A 19,188-nucleotide genomic window follows, 5' to 3' on the forward strand; every position below is an offset into this window, starting at 1 on the left:
GAAGAGGCGCCACCCGAGTGGGTGGCGCCTCTTCTACCGTTCAGCGAGTTGCTCAGTGCCCGTTGGACTCCGGTCCGTGACCGTTGCCGTTGGACGAGCCGTTGCCGTTGGAGTGGCCGTTGGAGCTGCCGTTCGAGTGGCCGTTGGACGAGCCGTTGCCGTTCGAGTGCCCGTTGCCCTGCGACAGGATCTTCGCCTGGTAGGTGCGGAGCATGGTGAGCTGATCGTGCTCACCCTCGTGCGACAGACGCTCGTGCAGCCGGTGCTCCTCGTCCGAGTCCGGAGTGAAGATGCTGCCCGAGCCGGGCTTGCCGGCGGAACCGAGCTTGTTCATCTTCTTCGGGATCGCCGCACCCTGGTACTCGAGCGGGATCGGGTGGCCGTGATCGTCGACCGGGCCGAGGGGCTGGTGGATCTCGACGTAGGCACCGTGGGGCAGACGCTTGATGACGCCCGTCTCGATGCCGTGCTCGAGCACCTGGCGATCGCTGCGCTGGAGACCGATGCAGAAGCGGTAGGTCAGCAGGTAGACGATCGGAGGCAGGACCACGAGGCCGATGCGGCCGATCCAGGTCATCGCGTTCAGGGAGATCGAGAACTTGTACGCGATGATGTCGTTGACGCAGCTGAGCGTCAGGACCACGTAGAAGGCGATCGCCATGGCGCCGACCGCAGTACGCACCGGAACGTCGCGGGGACGCTGCAGCAGGTTGTGGTGAGCGTCGTCCTTGGTGAAGCGCTTCTCGATCCAGGGGTACGCGATCATGATCGCGAACACCGCACCCATGATGACGGCGACCCAGAAGACGGCCGGGATCATGTAGTTGCCGATGTAGAGCTCCCACGCGGGCCACAGTCGGGCGAGGCCGTCCGTCCACATCATGTAGAAGTCGGGCTGCGAGCCGGCCGAGACCTGCGACGGGTTGTACGGGCCCAGAGCCCACACCGGGTTGATCTGGAGGACACCACCCATGACCGCGAGGACACCGAACGTCATGGCGAAGAACGCGCCGGACTTGACCGCGAAGACCGGGAGGATGCGGACACCGACCACGTTGGTCTCCGTGCGGCCGGGGCCGGGGAACTGCGTGTGCTTCTGGTACCAGACGAGCGCGAGGTGAGCTGCGATGAGCGCCAGGATGATGGCGGGCAGGAGCAGCACGTGGGCGACGTACAGGCGCGGGATGATCAGCGTGCCGGGGAAGTCGCCGTTGAAGATCAACCAGTGCATCCACGTTCCGATGACCGGGATGGAGATCGTGATGCCCGAGAACGCGGCGCGCAGGCCGGTGCCGGACAGCAGGTCGTCGGGGAGCGAGTAGCCGAAGAAGCCCTCGAACATCGCCAGGATCAGCAGCAGCGAGCCGATGACCCAGTTCGCCTCACGCGGGCGACGGAACGCACCGGTGAAGAAGATGCGCATCATGTGCACGATGATCGAGCACGCGAACAGCAGAGCCGCCCAGTGGTGGATCTGGCGGATGAACAGACCGCCGCGCACCTCGAAGGACAGGTCCAGCGTGGTGGCGTACGCCTTGGTCATCTCGACGCCGCGCAGGGGAGCGTAGGCGCCTTCGTAGATGGTCTCCGTCATGGAGGGGTCGTAGAACAGGGTCAGGTACGTACCGGACAGCAGCAGGATGACGAAGCTGTACAGCGCGATCTCACCGAGCAGGAAAGACCAGTGGGTAGGGAAGACCTTGTTGATCTGACGACGCATGCCCGCTGAGAGGTGATAGCGGGAGTCGACGTCCTCGGCTTGCTTCGCAGCGAGCGTGGCGATGGATGGACTCATCGTGAACCTTCCGATGACGACGCAGCAGAAGCGCTCTCCTGCTCGTGTACTCCGGCCGGACGTTCCCAGTAGGCGGGTCCGAGCGGCTCGATGAAATCGCCCGCGGCGACGAGGTAACCCTCGTCGTTGACCGTGATGGGCAGCTGCGGAAGAGCGCGGGCGGCCGGTCCGAAGATCGGCTTGGCGTACTCCAACGCGTCGAATTGCGACTGGTGGCACGGGCACAGGATCCGGTTGGTCTGCTGCTCGTACAACGATGTGGGGCACCCGAGGTGGGTGCAGATCTTCGAGTAGGCGAAGTAGTCGCCGTAGTTGAAGCTCTCCTGGCCCTTCCGCTTGATGGAGCGGTCGGCGTCCTCGGTGCGCAGACGGATGAGCATGACCGCGTTGCGGATGCCCTTCAGCGCGTGCGAGAGCTCCTCCTCGTTTCCACGCTCGGACTCACGGAACGGGAACACGGTCTCCATGGCGCCGGCGTCGAGGTCCTCCGGTCGGACGAGAACGATGTCGTCGACGCGTCCGGTGTAGCGACGCAGGTAGACGGTCTCGCCCTCGTAGTTCGGCGTCCAGCCCGAGACCCAGAGCGAGGACTCGTCGCCCTCGGCCCACGGGTTCTTGATCAGACCACCGAGCGGGAGGATCGACATGACGCCGAGCGCGCCGCCGCCGAAGACGAGGCTGCGCTTGATCATCTTGCGTCGACCCAGCGTGGAGGTGTCGAAGGAGTCGCTGAGCTCGGCGACGACCGTCTTCTTGTCCACCTCGCTCGATCCACCGTCGTGGCGGTCCTGGATGGACACCTCTTCGGGGATGAACTTCTTGGTGAACTGCACGGCGCCGACGCCGACACCGATGATCGCCAGACCCATGGTGAGACCGATCAGCGGCGTGTACAGGCTGTACAGCCCGTAGCTGTCCTCGCCCATGCCGGCGTACTGCCACGGCCAGAACAGGTAGATGCCGATGAAGGCCACGGCCGACACCCCGGCGAGGAAGAACCAGAGGCTGACGCTGCGCTCGGCGCGCTTCTCGGCCTTGGTGCCGGGGACGGGCCAGCGAGCACGACGGAAGGCCACGTCCACGTGGTCGAGGTTGGTGCCGAGTGCGACGAGCTCGTCGCGGCTCATGGCGGCCAGTTCCTCGTCCGTGTACTTGCGATCCGGGTCGAAGCCCTCGGGGAACTGGTTCGGATCGCCGGGCACGCCGTCGTCCTTGCGGTTGTCGTCGCTCATGACCTCACTCCGATCCACAGTGCTGCTGCGACGACCGCTCCGATGCCGACCACCCAGATGGCGATGGCTTCCGTACCGGGGCCGAAGCCGCCGAGTCCGTATCCACCGGGAGGCTGCGTCTCGGAGGAGGACTTGACGTACGCGATGATGTCTTTCTTCTCTTCGGGCGTGAGCTGGCGGTCCGAGAACTTGGGCATGTTCTGCGGGCCGGTCACCATCGCCTGGTAGATCTGCTGCTCGTTCGCCGGGTCGAGCGTCGGTGCGTACTTGCCCGAGGACAGTGCACCGCCGCGGCCGGTGAAGTTGTGGCAGGACGCGCAGTTGAGGCGGAAGAGCTCGCTGCCGCGGGCGACGTCGCCGCCACGGAGGGAGTCCTGCGCGATCTCACCGTTGTCGGTGCGCACCACCGTGGGTCCACCGCCGTTGGCCTGGATGTAGGCGCCGAGCGCGTCGACCTGGGACTGGTTGTACTTCGGGGGCTTCCGCTCGGCCTGGGCCTCGTTGCGCGCCATCGGCATGCGACCGGAAGAGACCTGGAAGTAGACGGCTGCTTCGCCGACGCCGATGAGCGACGGTCCGCGGTCCTGGACGCCCTGGAGGTTGGCGCCGTGGCACGTCACGCAGGACGTGTCATAGATCTGCTGGCCTTCGCGCACCATGGCCGCGCTGTCTTCCTGCGCGGTGGCGACCTGGGCGTCAGGGGTGAGTGCGGCGGCGAGGAAGCCCGCGCCGACGAGACCCATGAACAGCGCCATCGCGCCACTGACTCGGCGACGGGTACGACGCTTGCGACGCGCCTTGGTCGCCGAGGCGTCCGGCGTACCGGCGGACACGACGGTGCCGTCGTCGTCGGGAGTGGCGGGGGGAGAGGAACTCATCTGTATCCCTTGTCGTGTCGGGACGGCTTGTCGGATGCGACCGATGAGGCTGTCATCGGGTATTCGACGCCTGCTCGGTCAGCGGATGAAGTAGATCGTCGCGAACAGCGCGATCCAGACGATGTCGACGAAGTGCCAGTAGTACGACACGACGATGGCTGCGGTGGCCTGGGCCGGCGTGAACTTGCTGACCAGGGTGCGGGCGATGAGGAAGACGAACGCGATCAGTCCGCCGATCACGTGCAGGCCGTGGAAGCCGGTGGTGATGTAGAAGACGGAGCCGTAGACGCTGCTCGAGATCGAGGTGCCCTCGTGGACGAGGTGGTAGTACTCGTAGCCCTGGCCGGCGACGAAGAACGCGCCCATGGCCAGGGTGATCGTGTACCAGCGGCGAAGCCCGAACACGTCGCCACGCTCGGCGGCGAACACGCCCAGCTGGCAGGTGAAGGACGATGCGATGAGCACCGCGGTCACGGGGACGGCCAGCGTCAGATTGAGCTCGGTCGGCTCCGGCGGCCACTGGCCCGGAGCGGCCTGAGCTCGCGCGACGAAGTACATCGCGAAGAGGCCGGCAAAGAACATCAACTCGCTGGACAGCCACACGATGGTGCCCACGCTGACCATGTTCGGTCGGTTCAGCGAGTGGACACGCTGGGTGATGGCGGATCCCGAAGTACCTACTGCGCTCGTCACATCGAGAAGTATGACTCGTCGTAGTACGGATGGCATAGCCGGGGCGGTATTGGCGAGTCGAGCATCGTTCGCGCGCGCGTGACACAGAATGCCTCCTCGTGGTCCGGTCGACCCGTCTTCCTGGACTTTCTGTTCAATAGTACTCGTCTGTGCACGTCGGACGGGGTTCCGTCGACCCTCGCGTCCGTGATGTATCCCGCACGCCGGACTCTCGACCAGAGCTTCAGACTCGATGGGTCCCGGGCGACTCCGAGACCGGTTCCGGCCGCATCTGGCACTGTCGTGACATGACTTCGGGCTCTGGTCGTGGGCGGACACGGTGGTGGCAGCGGCTCTTCGGCCGGGCGGCTCCGGAGCCTCTCGACCCCACTCGCACGGACCTCGTCGTGGTCGCGTCGTGCTTCGACGACGTGGAGGCGTGCTCGACGACCCTCGAGCGCGCGGCCCACACGGATCCGATCTGGTCCGCGGACGACGACGTGGTGTTGCGCCACCACCTGCTCCTCCCCGCCGATCAGATCGCCGACGCGGTGTCGGTGGCGGCGCAGGACGGCTACAGCGAGGCGACTGCAGGTCCCATGGCGCAGACTCCGGGGCGTCTGCCCGGCGGTGTCGCGGACGCGACCGTCCTGGTGCTGCAGCGGGTGCAGGTGCTCGACGCGCTGCACTGCTCGCAGGAACGCTCACGGATGGCGGGGTTGGCCCAACGACGCGACGGGGTGGTGCTGGGCTGGGACGCCCTCCAACCGGCTGCCGAGGACGCATCGCAGGAGCACTAGGCTTCCCGCTCATGAGCGCTGGGGATGGCACGCGTACATGGGCACAGGTCCTCGGGGCCCTGGCATCACGCCAGGACCTGACGGGTGCCGACACGGCGTGGGCGATGGACGAGATCATGTCGGACAACGCCACCGCGGCCCAGATCGCAGCCTTCGGTGTCGCCCTCAAGATGAAGGGCCCCACGTCGGACGAACTGCGCGGACTGGCCGACTCGATGCTCGGCCATGCCAAGCGCGTGCCCGTGGACGACGACGTCGTCGACATCGTCGGTACGGGCGGCGATCGGTCCCACACGGTGAACATCTCGACGATGGCGTCGGTGGTGGTGGCGGCCGCGGGTATCCGGGTGGTCAAGCACGGCAACCGGGCCGCCTCGTCCAAGAGCGGCGGAGCCGACGTGTTGGAAGCGCTGGGAGTGCGTATCGACCAGGGGCCGGACCGGGTCGCGGCGAGCGTCGCCGAGCTGGGCATCGGGTTCTGCTTCGCGCCCGTGTTCCACCCGGCGCTGCGGTTCGCCGCGGCGCCTCGCAAGGAGATCGGCATCCCCACCGCGTTCAACGTCCTCGGGCCGCTGACGAATCCTGCGAGTCCGCGCGCCGGTCTGGTGGGATGCGCGTTCGACGATCTGATCGACGTCGTCGCGGGCGTGTTCGCGGCGCGCGGCAACTCCGTCCTCGTGGTGCGCGGCGACGACGGGCTGGACGAGATCACCACGTCGACGACCACTTCGGTGCGCATCGTGCGGAACGGTGTCGTCGACCACGCGGTGCTCGATCCACGTGACCTCGGGATCGAGCGGGTGTCCCTCGACGCCCTTCGAGGCGGGGACGCCGCACACAACGCCGACGTGGCGCGTCGGGTGTTCGGCGGCGAACGAGGCCCCGTGCGGGACGCGGTGCTGCTCAACGCAGCAGGTGCCATCGCGGCGTTCCGCGGGATCGACGGTTCCCTCGAGGACGCGATGGCCGGTGCGTTGACGACTGCGGCCGCCGCGGTGGACGACGGGGCCGCTCAGACCCTGTTGACGCGATGGGCGGCGTTCACGTCGGCCTGAGTCACTCGCCGATGGAGAAGCCCGCGTCGACGTCGGCGCTCGAGTAGGACTTGAAGGCGATGTGCGTGTCGGTCCGCACCACGCCGGTGACACGGTTGACGCGCTCGGTGATCACCTCGGCGATCTCCTCGTGCGTGCGCACCTTGACCACGGCGATCAGGTCGACGTCGCCGGCGCACGAGTACACCTCGGACACACCCGGTACGTCGGCGACGGCACGCGCGGTCTCCGGAATGGAGTGCACCTCGGCGTGGATCAGAACGATGGCGGTGATCATGGTGAACCTTCCGAACTGTCGTGAGAGGGCGAACTGCGGGCCAGCCTAGTTCTCGGCCGTGCCGTCATCCCCAGGCCATCGTGCGTTCCTTCTCGCGGCGTCCGACGTCGCGCACGGCGGCGCACCACTGAGCCCATCGCCCCGCGCCGTGCGCCGGTTCGCACCACCCGTCCGTGGTGTCGACGATGCGGACGCCACCCGACTCGAGCCACCGCGCGATGAGCGCGACCTCCTCCGGCGTGGCGCCGCGCAGGGGAGTGGTGTCCGGCACGACGGTCTCGGCGCCGGCGACGAGTGCCTCCACGACGGGCATGGGTGCGACGCCGCGGCGTGAACGACCGGCGCTGGCGAGGCGTCCGTGGCGGACGACGACGAACTCCCACCCACCGTCGTCGGCGCGGCGTGCGGCGATCAGCTGCTCGATGGCCGCGAGCGCCTGCAGTCGCTGTACCGACCGCAGGGCCGTCAGCAGTGTGGCGGCTCGGTCGCGCAGGCGAGCCGCGGACTCGAAGAGCAGATCCTCGGACAGCGCGTCGATCCGCGCGGCGATTGCATCGAGCACCGCGGCGTCGGCTCCCTCGGTGAGAGCGCGGAAGGCGCCGGGCGCGCCGGCGTACTCGTCGGGAGTCAGGGGGCCTGCCGCGGCCGCGGTGCATCCACCGACGGCCTCGGCGGAGCAGTCGTGCACCCCCGAGGCGGCGATGCGGTGGGTGCAGGAGCGCAGCCGGGTGTGCTCGGCGACGAGAGCGGCGGCCTCGGCGGCCGCCCCGCGAACGGAGAACGGTCCGAGCGCACCGGGCGCCGGTGTCCGGACGATGGAGATGCGTGGGAACGCCTCGCTCGTCAGGGTCAGCCACCAGCCCTTGCGGGGGTACTTCGATCGACGGTTGTACGGGGGCGTGTGCGCACTGATGAGCCTCAGTTCGCGCACGCCCGCCTCGATGGCATGGCTGCACTCGACGTGGTCGACCCGAGTGGCGAGGGCGACCATCTCCTTCATTCGTCCGCGGGTCTCGGATCCCGTGAAGTAGTTCCGTACACGGCGGTGGAGGTTCCGTGAGGTGCCGACGTAGAGCACCTCGTCGGACGGTCCGCGGAAGAGATAGACACCGGGGGCGTGCGGAAGGCCCGTCGCGAGCGTGCGTTTGGCGCGGTGCGCCGAGGACACCGTCGGCAGGTAGTCGACCAGTTCCGCATAGCTGTGGACGCCCTGGTTGCCCACCCGTTCGATCAGCCCGTGCAGCACGTCGACCGTGGCCCGTGCGTCGTCGAGAGCCCGGTGGGTGGGCCTGGTGGACACCTGGAAGAGGGTGGCGAGCGAGGACAGCTTGACCGAGGGCGCCTCGTCCCGGGTGAGCACCCGACGGGCGAGCGTGACGGTGCACAGCACTCGGAACGACGGCCAGGCCAGATCCATCCGCGTCGCCGCTGCGCGGAGGAACGCGGTGTCGAAGCGGGCGTTGTGTGCCACCAGCACGCTGCCGCGGGCGAACTCGACGAAGGTGGGCAGGACCCGCTCGATGCGAGGGGCGTCGAGAAGCATCGCGCTGGTGATGCCCGTCAAATGGACGATGGCAGGAGGAATGGACCGGCCCGGGTCCACGAGTGTCGCCATCTCACCGATCACCCTCCCGCCGCGAACCTTGACGGCACCGATCTCGGTGATCGCGTCCTCGCCCGGTCGGCCTCCGGTGGTCTCGAGGTCCACCACCACGAAGGTCGTGTCCCGCAACGACTGGTCCAGTTCGTCGAATGCGAGCTGCACACCGCGTGCATGCCCCGACACCACAGTCGCCCCATCAGTCACGTGCGTCACCGTAGGTGGTCCCACCGACAGGAACCCGCGCCGTCCACGACGAGCGCGCCGTGTCGGTGCACGTCGTTAGCGTCCGTTTCCGAGGCGTGATCGAGCGTCGGATCGGGTGTGATCCGGGCTGAACATCACGGCGAGAGACCGTGAACCATAATGAGACGGAGATCACATGATTGTCGATTGCGGCGAGTGCACCGTGCGTGGAGACGCGTGTTCGGACTGTGTCGTCTCGGTGTTGCTGGGGGTGCCGGGCATGCCCGCCGCGTCGGCCGGCGGCCCGCGAGACACTCCCTTCGCCACGCGAAGAATGCGTCTCGAGCAGGACGAACAGGAGGCGATGGCCGTTCTGGCGGAGAGCGGATTGGTGCCACGGTTGCGGTTGGTCGGCAGGGGAGTCCCGTCATCGCAGGAGGCCGGCCACGACCGACCCGCCGCGGGGCCCGAGCACGCCGCGGGGTGAGTCGGACCGTGATCGTTTCGCGACACGAGTCGGCTTGGCTCGACATCTTGGATGCCGTTTCGTAATCTTTCCGAGACATTGCGGAGTCGAGCAGAGCCACCAGGGACTGCGCTGCAAGGTCACCGCCTAATCGGCCACCTCTTCCGGGTGGTCGTACCGGGAACCCACCGTTACACCGGGGTGAATCCCGTCGCAGTCGCACCAGCGGCTCGTCGGGTAGGGCTGATCTTCCCAGCCCGAACCCGTCAGCTAACTCGGTCGGCGGATATCAGGAAGAAACGGAGCACATCTTTTCGTGGCGAAACACCGCAAACCCAGCAGTGCCTCGCGGCCAGTCCGCAACGTTCTCGTCGCCGGCGCGCTCACCGCAGGCGCTGTCGCCATCCCCGCCGCTCCCGCCTTCGCGGCGCCGGTGGAGATCCCCGGTATCGGCACCTTCGAGGTCCCGGACCAGATCCTCAGCCAGCTTCCCCCCATGCCGCAGGTCCCCGCGCTTCCCGGCCCGGCCGCACCGCAGTCCAGCGCAGCGCAGGTCGCCGTGCAGGCAGCCGAGAGCAAGGTCGGCGCACCGTACGTCTACGGAGCCGCAGGCCCCAGCGCGTTCGACTGCTCCGGTCTGATGAAGTGGGCCTACCAGCAGGCCGGTATCGAGCTTCCCCGCACGAGTTACGACCAGGCCGCTGCCGGCGTGGCCGTCTCGCAGGCGGATCTGAAGCCCGGCGACGTCGTGTCCTTCTACGGCGGCTCGCACTCCGGCATGTACGTGGGCAACGGCAACGTCGTCCACGCGTCCACGGAGAGCCAGCCCGTCAAGATCGCTCCGTTGTCGTCGATGCCCTTCGACGGCGCGCGTCGCTACGCCTGACGCAGCGACACCCACGCTCGACACCCTGACGCCGCACGCAACCGATCGCACGGTCGGTTTCGTGCGGCGTCAGTCGGTGAATCCGCCGTTCTCGACGGGTTCTCGGGCTTCGTGGACAGAATCATCGTTCGCGTCGTAATCTTTCCGTGACGTCCTCGGCCATCATCCCCGCTGCCGAGCGACCCGGACTCGTCCAGATCGGAGAACCGTTCATCGTGCCGTCATCGGTCCACCCCCGCGTTCGTCCCACGTCTCGTACGAGATTGCGTGGACTGGTGATCGCGAGTGCGATGACAGCGGCGATCGCCGTGCTCCCCGCCGGTCCCGCCGGCGCCGACCCAATTCCCGGCACATCCGCCTCCGACGCGGTCACGAAGCTCACCGACCTCTCCCGCGAGTCCGAGCAGACCACCGAGGCGATGCACAACGCCCAGATCGAGCTCGACGCGAAGCTCGCCGCCCAGCAGGAGGCGGATGCACGCCACGACGCCGACCGCGCCGCCCTCGACGCGGCCTCCGCGCAGATCGACACGGTGCGGCCCGCCGTCGACAAGATCGCCCGAGCCAACTATCAGGGCGCCCGGACGAACCGACTCTTCGCGGTCATGGTGAGTGATTCCCCGCAGCAGTTGCTCGATCAGATGTCCGCTCTGGACATCATCTCCACGGACGCGGCCGCCACCGTCGGCACCTTCCGCGAGGCCAGCGACGCGGCAGCGGCAGCCGAGGCGGCGTCACAGCAGTCCGCCGACGCGGCCCGCGTGGCCACCGAGCAGGCCAAGGCGGTCAGCGACGACCTGCAGGGCAAGCAGAGCCGCCTGCAGAGCGAGATCGCCGATGTCGTGGCCGCGTTCGGTTCGCTGTCCGACACGGAGAAGCAGGGACTGGCCGGCGCCGCGTTCCCGCCGGGATTCGACCCCGCCGCCATTCTCGGCGCCCTCCCGCCGGGATCTCAGGCCGGAGCGCTGTCGGCCGCGTTCACGCAGATCGGCAAGCCGTACGTGTGGGGTGCGACCGGCCCGGACGGGTACGACTGCTCGGGGCTCGTGGTGTGGGCCTACAAGCAGATCGGCAAGACTCTCCCGCGGTCGAGCCAGGCGCAGGCCGCCGGCGGCACCCCCGTCGACAAGGCGAACCTCCAGCCCGGCGACGTGGTGCTGTTCTATCCCGACGCATCGCACGTCGGTCTGTACGCCGGCAACGGCAACGTGGTCCATGCATCGACCTTCGGTGTCCCCGTCCGTGTCGAGTCGATGGCATCGTGGCCCTTCTACGGCGCTCGCCGCTACTGACGGTCCGCGCCCTGGCGGCGCTGGGCCTGGTTCTCTCCCTGCTGGTGGCGTGTTCGCCGTCGGCACCTGTCGCGGAGACGCCCACGACGACCCCGCCTGACAGTGGAGTTGCCCTGGACGCGCGCACCGTCGGTGTCACGGCCCTGCTCGACTCCTGGACGGCCGCACTCCGCTCCGACGACGAGGCCGCGCTGCGCGAGGTGATCGACTCCGGCGCGGACCCGGGATTCGCCGATCGAGAGATCGCCCGCGCGCAGGCGCTGCGCGGTCTGCCGCTGTCCGACTTCGGGTACGAGATCACTCCGGGTCCGGAGACGCCGGTGCCGGTCGACCGGGCGGACGCACTCGCGGCCACCGAGGTGTGGGCGCCGAACGTCGCGCTCCGCTACGCCTGGGCCGACGCCGACATCGGTTCCACGAGTCGCGACATCGCACTCGTCGTCGCTCGTCGCGGCGACACGTGGCGTCTGGTGTCCGATGCAGACCTGCCGCAGTACGGGCGCACCACGTGGCGTGGCCCGTGGGACTTCGGGCCGGTGGTCACGGAGCGAGTCGCCACCGGGTCGACCACGTCGCTCGTCGTGGGGCACGAGGCGCAGCGCGCGTTCATCGACGACCTCGCCGCGGAGCTGCCCTCCGCGGTGGCGGCCGTGACCGAGTTCGCCGGGCTCGGATGGTCGCGCCGCGCCGTGCTGACGGTCACCGGTTCCGATGCCGAGTTCATCAGTGCAGCAGACGGTTTCACGTCCACCGACGTCGCCGCCTCGACGATCGCGGATCCCGTCCGCGGGGGCCTGGTCACCGGCCAGCGCATCGTCTTCGGTCCGACTGCGCCGGACAGGCTCACCGACTCGACCCGCCGCACCGTGTTGCGCCACGAGCTGACCCACGTGGCCATGCGCGCGGTCACCGGGGAGGACGCGCCCCTGTGGATGCTCGAGGGTTTCGCCGACTACTCGGGCTATCGAGGCTCGGGGCTGTCCTTCGAGGAGATCGCACCCACCCTCGCGGCCGTGGTCCGCGCGGCGGGACCGCCCAGGGTCCTCCCGGAGGACTCGGATTTCGCCGCGGGTGGCAGTCGCGGATCGATCGCCTACGAGTCCGCCTGGTCGGTGGCCTCGTTCGTCGCCGACCGGTTCGGGGAGCCGGTGCTCCGGCAGCTGTACGACCGTTTCGCGGCCGGACCGACCGATCCCACCGTGACCGACTCGGTCTTCTCGGCCACGCTGGGCTTCGGCACCGTCGACTTTCTCGCGCAGTGGGGGCAGTGGGTGGCCGAACAGGCCGCCGGGCAGAGCTGATCGCGACATCCGTCTACGGTGGTCCCATGCGTCGAACGCTGCTGGTGACCAATGACTTTCCTCCGCGGCGCGGCGGCATCCAGTCGTATCTGCACACCTTCGCCCAGCTGTTGCCCGCGGACGAGCTGGTGGTCTACGCACCGCGGTGGCGTGGCGACTCCCACGTGCGCTTCGACGCGGAGCAACCCTTCGAGGTGGTGCGGCACCCCACGACGTTGATGCTTCCGACACCCGCCGTCGCCCGGCGGGCGGCCGGGCTGGTGTCCGACCGACAGTGCGACACGGTGTGGTTCGGGGCCGCTGCTCCGCTCGCCGTACTCGGGCCGCACCTGCGCCGTGCCGGAGCCGAGCGCGTCGTGGCCTCCACCCACGGTCACGAGGTGGGCTGGTCGATGCTCCCCGCAGCGCGGCAGGTGCTCGGGCGTATCGGCTCGACGACGGACGTCGTCACGTTCGTCAGCCGCTACACGCGCGGCCGGTTCGCCGCGGCCTTCGGGGCGGACGCGGCCCTCGAACACGTGCCGCCGGGAGTCGACTCGACGGTGTTCGCGCCCGACGCGTCGGCACGGGAGACGCTGCGCGCGCGCTACGGCCTGGGGGATCGGCCGACCGTCCTGTGCCTGTCGCGGTTGGTCCCGCGCAAGGGGCAGGACATGCTGATCCGCGCGCTACCGGGAATTCGCGCGGAGATCGACGGGGCCGTGTTGGTCGTCGTCGGCGGCGGTCCGTACGGCGACACCCTGCGAGCTCTGGCGCAATCGTGCGGGGTGGCGGATCACGTCGTGTTCACGGGGTCGGTGCCGGCCGAGGAACTGGCGGCACACCACACTCTCGCCGACGTGTTCGCCATGCCGTGTCGCACCCGCGGTGCCGGTCTGGACGTCGAAGGCCTCGGCATCGTGTTCCTCGAGGCGTCCGCGTCGGGCGTGCCGGTGGTCGCGGGTCGGTCGGGTGGAGCGCCGGAGACCGTCGTCGAGGGCGTCACGGGCACCACCGTCGACGGCACCTCGGTCGACGACGTCCGGCGCGCCGTCGTGGACGTGCTGTCCGATCGTGACCGCGCCGCAGCGATGGGGGCCGCGGGACGCGAGTTCGTCTCCACCGAGTGGCGATGGGACGACCTCGCCGCCCGACTGGCTCACTTGCTGTAGATGGCCTCGATGTCGCTCGCGTAGGACTTCTGGACCACGGCGCGCTTGAGCTTCATCGTCGGGGTCAACTCGCCGCCCTCCTCGGTGAAGTCGGCCGGCAGGATCCGGTACTTCTTGATGGACTCCGCGTGCGAGACGGTCTTGTTGGCCTCGGCCACGGCGGCGTCGATCTCCGCGACGAGGTCGGGATCCTTCGTCAAGTCGGCGACGGTCGCGCCCTCGTCCTTGCCGTTGCGCTGCTTCCAGCCGGGGAAGGCGTCGGGGTCGATGGTGATGAGCGCGCCGATGAACGGCTTCTGGTCACCGACGACCATGGCCTGGCCGATGAGCGCGCTGGCCCGCAGCGAGTCCTCGAGACCGGCGGGGGAGACGTTCTTGCCGCCCGCCGTCACGATGATCTCCTTCTTGCGGCCGGTGATGGCGATGAAGCCGTCCTCGTCCACGGCGCCGAGGTCGCCGGTGTGGAACCACCCGTCGGTCAGAGCCTCGTCGGTGGCGTCGTCGTTCTTCCAGTAGCCCTCGAAGACCACGCCGCCCTTGAGCAGGATCTCGCCGTCGTCGGCGATGCGGACGGCGTTGCCCGGCAACGGCTTTCCGACGGTGCCGATGCGCTGTTCGTCGGGCGTGTTCACTGCTGCCGCGGCGGTGGTCTCGGTCAGGCCGTAGCCCTCGTAGATGGTCACGCCGATGCCGCGGTAGAAGTGTGCGAGGCGCTCACCCAGCGGCGCGCCGCCCGAGATGGCGAGTTCGCACTGCCCACCGAGCGCTGCGCGGAGCTTGCCGTAGACCAGACGGTCGAACAGAGCGTGCTTGACGCGCAGCACGATCGACGGGCCACCGGTGTCCCGCGCCGCGCTGTAGGCGACGGCGGTGTCGGCGGCCGCGTCGAAGATCTTGCCCTTGCCGTCGCCGTGAGCCTTCTGACGCGCGGTGTTGTACACCTTCTCGAACACGCGTGGGACGCTGAGGATGAAGTGCGGTCGGAACGAGCCGAAGTTGTCGACGAGGTGCGGGATGTCGTGGGTGTGCCCGAGTGTCGCGCCCTGGTCGAAGGCAGCGATGGACACCGCACGTGCCAGCACGTGGGCCATCGGCAGGAACATCAGGGTGGTGCGTCCCTCGGTGAGCATGCGACCGATGGAACTGGCGGCGATACCGCGGGACTCGGCGATCAGGTTGGAGTGCGTGAGCACGCAGCCCTTCGGCCGTCCGGTGGTGCCGGAGGTGAAGACCAGCGTCGCCGGGTCCGAGGAGCGCAGCGCTGCGACGCGGTCGGCCACCGTGGCATCGGTGATCTGGGCGCCGGCGTCGGTGAGGACGTCGATGGCGCCGGGCCGCTCGGCGGAGGCGTCGATCTGCAGGACCGTCGCGACACCCGGCAGCACGGGAAGGATGTCGGTGAGGATGTTCGTGTGGGCCACCGTCTCGGCGATCATCGCGGCGGCGCCCGAGTTCTCGAGGATCCACCGCACCTGGTCCGACGACGACGTCTCGTACACCGGAACCGTGACGGCGCCGGCGGACCAGATCGCGTAGTCGAGCAGGGGCCACTCGTAGCGGGTCGACGACATGAGGGCGACCCGGTCGCCCTGCTTCACGCCGGATGCGATGAGTCCCTTGGCCACTGCGCGAACCTGAGCCGCGAAGTCCGCTGCACGGACGTCCGACCACCCGTCGCGGGTGGCGCGGCGGTACACCACCACGTCGGGCCGGGTCTTCTCGTGCGCGAACACGGCGTCGACGACCGACGCGTCGTCCTCGATGGTGAATGGTGCCGGGACGGTGAACTCGCGCACGGATTCCTCCGATGTCGTAGCGGTTTCGGACGAGGCTTCACAGTAATCCTGTCCATTCCTCGGATGTCAGCGGCACAGCCTCGTCGATCGAGGTCGTCGACGCCGTCGACGAGGGCACGTGGGATTCTGGTGCGCATGAGCAGTGTGCAGGTCGCCGACCAGACGTTTGTCGCAGCGCGGGCCGAGGACGTCGCGGCGCTCGTGTCGGACACCCGTCGATGGCGCGCCTGGTTCCCGGGTCTCACCGTCACGGTCCAGGAGGATCGGGCGGAGAAGGGTGTCCGCTGGGTCGTGGCAGGACAGCTCCGCGGAACGATGGAGGTGTGGCTCGAGCCGATGCTCGACGGCGTCGTAGTCCACTACTTCCTGCACGCGGAGCCGGCCGACGGAGTGCAGGTTCCGTCCACCCACCGCCGACGGGTGCTGGGCAAGCAGATGTCGTTCGAGATCAAGGCGCTCCTCGAGGCAGGGCGGGCAGCGGGAGAACCGCCGGTCTCGGGGCTCCGGCCCTGACTCGCGGGTACTCGCCCGCGACAGGAACCGACCCCGCCGTACGGGCAGTGCCACCGGACGGTCGATCATGTGGGTACACGGACGCCGATCAGGTGACGGCACGCGGCGCGGAGGGAACGAGTTCCATGGCAGACAAGACCACGAAATCGATCGTCGTCGGAGCGGCGCCGGACGAGGTGATGGCGGTCATCGCCGATTTCCCCAGGTATCCGGAGTGGGTCACCGCGGCCAAGTCGGTCGAGATTCTCGAGGAGGGGGAGTCGGGCCGCGCTCGTCGGGTCCGGTTCGTGCTCGACGCGGGCATGGTCAAGGACACCTACGAGCTCGAGTACGACTGGCGTCCGGACGGCACCGCCGTCTCGTGGACGCTCGTCGCGGGCGAGATGCAGAAGTCTCAGGTCGGCTCCTACGTGCTCACCGAGAAAGGTGCGGGGAGCACCGAGGTGACCTATGAACTGACAGTCGATCTCGCCATTCCCATGATCGGACTCTTCAAGCGCAAGGCGGAGAAGGTCATCACCGACACCGCGTTGAAGGAATTGAAGAAGCGAGTCGAAGGCTGAGCGATCGCGTTCCCGAGACCGCCGCGCGGATCACGTTCGTCGTCGGAGCAGGCGGTGCGGGCAAGTCCACCGTCGCCGCGGCCCTGGCCGTCGACGCGCACCGCGCCGGTCGGCGTGTGCTCCTCGCGTCCATCGACGGAGCGGATCCGTCGGACCTGGTGTCCGACGTCGCTCTCGAGGTGCGGCGCATCGACCCGCTGGCCGTTCTCGAATCGCAGTACCGTCTGCTGACCACGGCCCTGGCGATGTCCGGAGGCCACGATCACGGCGGCGGTCCGACGCTGCCGGATCCCGAGGAGCTGACGTCGCTGCCGGGGGGCGAGCCGCTCACCGCGCTGCTCGAGGTGGTGCGCTGTGCCGACAGCGGCGAGTGGGACGAGGTGATCGTCGACTGCCCCGGACCGTTGTCGTGGCGGGAGATCGTCGCGACCCCCGGAGCCGTCGCGGGATACGTCGAACGGATCTGGCCACGTCATGCCCGCGTCGTCGCGTCGACGGGCCAGGACGTCCGCGCGGCAGTCCTGGTGGAGCTCGTCGATCGCGTCGTGGCGGCGGCGACGTCGGTCACCGCCGTGCTCGAGGACGACCGACGGACCTCGGCCGTCGTCGTCGCGCGTCCGAGCGCCCGATCCTTCGCCACGGCGCGAGAGTTGCTGGCGGTCACCAGTTTCCACGGCGTCCGCGTCGACCGGGTGGTGGCCGCGGGGGTCATCCCGGACCTCGGGGCCGGGGCTCCGTCGTCCGTGCTGGGCACGCATCCCGGCGTGTTCTGGATGGACCGCGCGCACGCGGAGCATCGAGCGGCGCTGGAGGAGTTCCGCGGCGCGGTGGGCGACCTCCGCGTCGACGTCGTGTCGGCCCAACCCACCGAGCCGGTAGGGTCGACTGCTCTGGGGGCGGTCGCGGCCGACCTGAACGGGCAGCCGGCGGCCGGACACGGCGGCGCCGCGCTGGCCGCGCTGTCACCGCGGGTGCGGCACGAGTCCGGGCACGGCCTGGACTCGGTGTACGTGATGGACGTCCCGCTGCCGTTCGTCGACACGGATTCGGTGGCGGTGGGTCGGGTGGAGGACGACGTGATCGTGAGTGCGCAGGGTAGTCGACGACGACTGCGGTTGGCGTCGGTGCTGCGTCGGTGCGTGGTCACCGGTGCCGGCGTCGACGACGGCGTGCTGTCCGTGACCTTCGCCCCCGATCCGGCGCTGTGGCCGGAGAACCTGCAGAAGGCGGACGCACCGGGGGAGTCCGGCGATGGATGAGGGCCGGCGGGACCTCGCGGCCGAACTCCGGGTGCTGGCCGAGTTGCTGATCGACCGGGTCGAGCCGGTGCTGCGACGCCTCGACACCGAGGACGCGCCGGAGTGGCAGGGCTGCTCCTGGTGCCCGTTCTGCGCTCTCGCCGCCGCCCTGCGCGGGGAACGCCACGACCTGCTGACGCTGGTCACCGGTGAGATGGACGGTCTGATCGACGTGCTCCGGGACTTCCTGCAGTCCCACGGTTCGGGGCGACACGCGCCCGGCGCCGCCGAACGGGCCGACGCGCCGGAGGGCGCTGCGCCACCCGTCGTTCGCCCAGCGACCTACCAGCCGATTACGGTGACCAGGACGCGTGAACCCGACCCGGCACGCCGACCCGATCGCGACCGGTGACACCGGCCGCCCGCCACCACGTGAGGATGCCGCAGACGTGAGCGCCCAGTCCCGGTCCAGCCGACCTCTGACCATCGGCATCGACGTGGGCGGCACCAGCATCCGCGCGTCGGTGGTCGACGTCGACGGCCAGGTGCTCGACTCCACCCAGGCGCCCACGCCGCAGTCCTCCCGCGCACTCGAGAACGGCATCGACCGGGCCGTGCGTGAACTCGCGAGCCGCCACGACATCGCGGCCGTCGGTCTCGCCGTCGCCGGGTTCATCAATTCCGACCGCACCGTCGTGCGCTTCGCCCCCCACCTGCCGTGGGTGAACCGCCCGGTCGCGCGAGAGATGACGGAACGCCTCGGCATCCCGGTCATCCTCGAGCACGACGCCAACGCCGCCGCGTGGGCGGAACACCGCTTCGGTGCGGCCGCGGGCGGTGGGAACGTCGTCATGATCGCGATCGGCACCGGCATCGGCGCCGCACTCCTCATCGACGGCAAGCTCTACCGCGGCAGCTACGGCATCGCGCCGGAACTCGGCCACCTGCAGGTGGTTCCCGACGGGCGTCAGTGCGCGTGCGGCAAGCGCGGTTGCTGGGAGCGCTACTGCAGCGGTACCGCGTTGGTGGACACGGCGATCGAGCTCCTCGCCGCCAACCCGCGGGGATCGACGGTCCTCGCGCGCGAGGCCTTCCTCGATCCCGGATCCCTCACCGGTCGACGCATCGCCAACGCGGCGCAGGACGGTGACCTGGTGGCCATCGAGACGATGTCCGAGTTCGCACGGTGGCTCGGTATCGGACTGGCGTTGGTGTCCGACGTCTACGACCCCGACCGGATGGTCATCGCCGGTGGTGTCGCCACGTCGTCCGCGCTCTTCCTCGACACCGCGCGAGAGCACTACGCGGCACAGATCACCGGTGCGGGACATCGGCCGCTCGCCCGGATACGCGGAACCCAGTTGGGCGAGGCCGCGGGCATGATCGGCGCGGCCGAGCTGGCGCGCGTCGAGGTGGGTGCGGCACGCGCCTGACCACTGTCTCGGAGCGTGTTCGTGTCCGGATGATGGCCGGGTGATGACGACGGT

General features: G+C 69.0%; 19 protein-coding genes and 1 riboswitch. Of the genes, 12 read left to right on the forward strand and 7 right to left on the reverse strand.

What is annotated here, in order from left to right; translation table 11 throughout:
- Window positions 1-52: 52 nt before the first annotated feature.
- From HQ325_RS18695 to HQ325_RS18710, 4 genes are all read right to left on the reverse strand, one after another.
- Window positions 53-1,795 (reverse strand): cytochrome bc complex cytochrome b subunit, encoded by a 1,743-nt coding sequence (locus HQ325_RS18695; protein ID WP_222631709.1) that lies wholly within the window; start codon window positions 1,793-1,795, stop codon window positions 53-55.
- Window positions 1,792-3,027 carry a ubiquinol-cytochrome c reductase iron-sulfur subunit gene (locus HQ325_RS18700; RefSeq protein ID WP_222631710.1) on the reverse strand — a complete coding sequence of 412 codons (1,236 nt, stop codon included), beginning with the start codon at window positions 3,025-3,027 and terminating at the stop codon, window positions 1,792-1,794. The genes HQ325_RS18695 and HQ325_RS18700 overlap by 4 nt, the downstream gene beginning before the upstream one ends.
- Entirely contained in the window at window positions 3,024-3,905 is an 882-nt protein-coding gene (locus HQ325_RS18705) for a c-type cytochrome (protein WP_204868164.1), read from the reverse strand. The genes HQ325_RS18700 and HQ325_RS18705 overlap by 4 nt, the downstream gene beginning before the upstream one ends.
- 78 nt (window positions 3,906-3,983) lie before the next feature.
- Window positions 3,984-4,598, reverse strand: a complete 615-nt coding sequence (locus tag HQ325_RS18710) for a heme-copper oxidase subunit III (RefSeq protein ID WP_027505815.1) — start codon at window positions 4,596-4,598, stop codon at window positions 3,984-3,986.
- A 287-nt stretch (window positions 4,599-4,885) separates the two neighbouring features.
- Here HQ325_RS18710 and HQ325_RS18715 point away from each other — a divergent pair, with 287 nt between their 5' ends.
- Window positions 4,886-5,377, forward strand: a complete 492-nt coding sequence (locus HQ325_RS18715) for a hypothetical protein (protein WP_222631711.1) — start codon at window positions 4,886-4,888, stop codon at window positions 5,375-5,377.
- 11 nt (window positions 5,378-5,388) lie between these two features.
- Window positions 5,389-6,432, forward strand: coding sequence for an anthranilate phosphoribosyltransferase (gene trpD, locus HQ325_RS18720; RefSeq protein WP_222631712.1), 1,044 nt, complete (start codon window positions 5,389-5,391; stop codon window positions 6,430-6,432).
- Window position 6,433: 1 nt separating this feature from the next.
- Here the strand turns inward: trpD and HQ325_RS18725 are convergent, their stop codons facing one another.
- Both HQ325_RS18725 and HQ325_RS18730 read right to left on the reverse strand, forming a co-directional pair.
- Window positions 6,434-6,709, reverse strand: a complete 276-nt coding sequence (locus tag HQ325_RS18725; RefSeq protein ID WP_027505818.1) for an Lrp/AsnC family transcriptional regulator — start codon at window positions 6,707-6,709, stop codon at window positions 6,434-6,436.
- Window positions 6,710-6,773: 64 nt separating this feature from the next.
- Window positions 6,774-8,516, reverse strand: coding sequence for a DEDD exonuclease domain-containing protein (locus HQ325_RS18730; protein ID WP_308014683.1), 1,743 nt, complete (start codon window positions 8,514-8,516; stop codon window positions 6,774-6,776).
- 175 nt (window positions 8,517-8,691) lie between these two features.
- On the opposite strand from HQ325_RS18730, the gene HQ325_RS18735 reads away from it, so the two are divergent.
- The 5 genes from HQ325_RS18735 to HQ325_RS18755 all read left to right on the forward strand — a co-directional run bounded on the left by HQ325_RS18735 (window position 8,692) and on the right by HQ325_RS18755 (window position 13,591).
- Window positions 8,692-8,982, forward strand: coding sequence for a hypothetical protein (locus tag HQ325_RS18735; protein WP_261778534.1), 291 nt, complete (start codon window positions 8,692-8,694; stop codon window positions 8,980-8,982).
- 113 nt (window positions 8,983-9,095) lie between these two features.
- Window positions 9,096-9,261, forward strand: a riboswitch (cyclic di-AMP (ydaO/yuaA leader).
- A gap of 16 nt (window positions 9,262-9,277) precedes the next feature.
- Entirely contained in the window at window positions 9,278-9,847 is a 570-nt protein-coding gene (locus HQ325_RS18740; RefSeq protein WP_222631713.1) for a C40 family peptidase, read from the forward strand.
- Window positions 9,848-10,137: 290 nt separating this feature from the next.
- Complete coding sequence (locus HQ325_RS18745; RefSeq protein ID WP_222632559.1) at window positions 10,138-11,139, forward strand: C40 family peptidase; 1,002 nt, start codon at window positions 10,138-10,140, stop codon at window positions 11,137-11,139.
- Window positions 11,109-12,440: a hypothetical protein gene (locus HQ325_RS18750; RefSeq protein WP_222631714.1), complete on the forward strand. Its 1,332-nt coding sequence runs from the start codon at window positions 11,109-11,111 to the stop codon at window positions 12,438-12,440. Before HQ325_RS18745 ends, HQ325_RS18750 begins: the two co-directional genes overlap by 31 nt.
- A gap of 26 nt (window positions 12,441-12,466) precedes the next feature.
- Complete coding sequence (locus tag HQ325_RS18755; RefSeq protein ID WP_222631716.1) at window positions 12,467-13,591, forward strand: glycosyltransferase family 4 protein; 1,125 nt, start codon at window positions 12,467-12,469, stop codon at window positions 13,589-13,591.
- Here the strand turns inward: HQ325_RS18755 and HQ325_RS18760 are convergent.
- Entirely contained in the window at window positions 13,579-15,387 is a 1,809-nt protein-coding gene (locus HQ325_RS18760; RefSeq protein ID WP_222631718.1) for a long-chain fatty acid--CoA ligase, read from the reverse strand. The genes HQ325_RS18755 and HQ325_RS18760 overlap by 13 nt on opposite strands.
- A 135-nt stretch (window positions 15,388-15,522) precedes the next feature.
- Here HQ325_RS18760 and HQ325_RS18765 point away from each other — a divergent pair, with 135 nt between their 5' ends.
- From HQ325_RS18765 to HQ325_RS18785, 5 genes are all read left to right on the forward strand, one after another.
- Window positions 15,523-15,900 carry a polyketide cyclase / dehydrase and lipid transport gene (locus HQ325_RS18765; RefSeq protein ID WP_222631719.1) on the forward strand — a complete coding sequence of 126 codons (378 nt, stop codon included), beginning with the start codon at window positions 15,523-15,525 and terminating at the stop codon, window positions 15,898-15,900.
- A gap of 125 nt (window positions 15,901-16,025) precedes the next feature.
- Window positions 16,026-16,463: an SRPBCC family protein gene (locus HQ325_RS18770; protein WP_027505826.1), complete on the forward strand. Its 438-nt coding sequence runs from the start codon at window positions 16,026-16,028 to the stop codon at window positions 16,461-16,463.
- 29 nt (window positions 16,464-16,492) lie between these two features.
- Entirely contained in the window at window positions 16,493-17,722 is a 1,230-nt protein-coding gene (locus tag HQ325_RS18775) for an ArsA-related P-loop ATPase (RefSeq protein WP_308117870.1), read from the forward strand.
- Window positions 17,715-18,113: a hypothetical protein gene (locus tag HQ325_RS18780; protein ID WP_222631723.1), complete on the forward strand. Its 399-nt coding sequence runs from the start codon at window positions 17,715-17,717 to the stop codon at window positions 18,111-18,113. Before HQ325_RS18775 ends, HQ325_RS18780 begins: the two co-directional genes overlap by 8 nt.
- Before the next feature lie 37 nt (window positions 18,114-18,150).
- A complete protein-coding gene (locus tag HQ325_RS18785; protein WP_027505827.1) occupies window positions 18,151-19,134 on the forward strand; it encodes an ROK family protein in 984 nt (327 codons plus the stop codon).
- Window positions 19,135-19,188 lie beyond the last annotated feature (54 nt).

Origin of the sequence: Rhodococcus sp. BP-349 (assembly GCF_019835845.1) — a bacterium.
GTDB lineage: Bacteria > Actinomycetota > Actinomycetes > Mycobacteriales > Mycobacteriaceae > Rhodococcoides.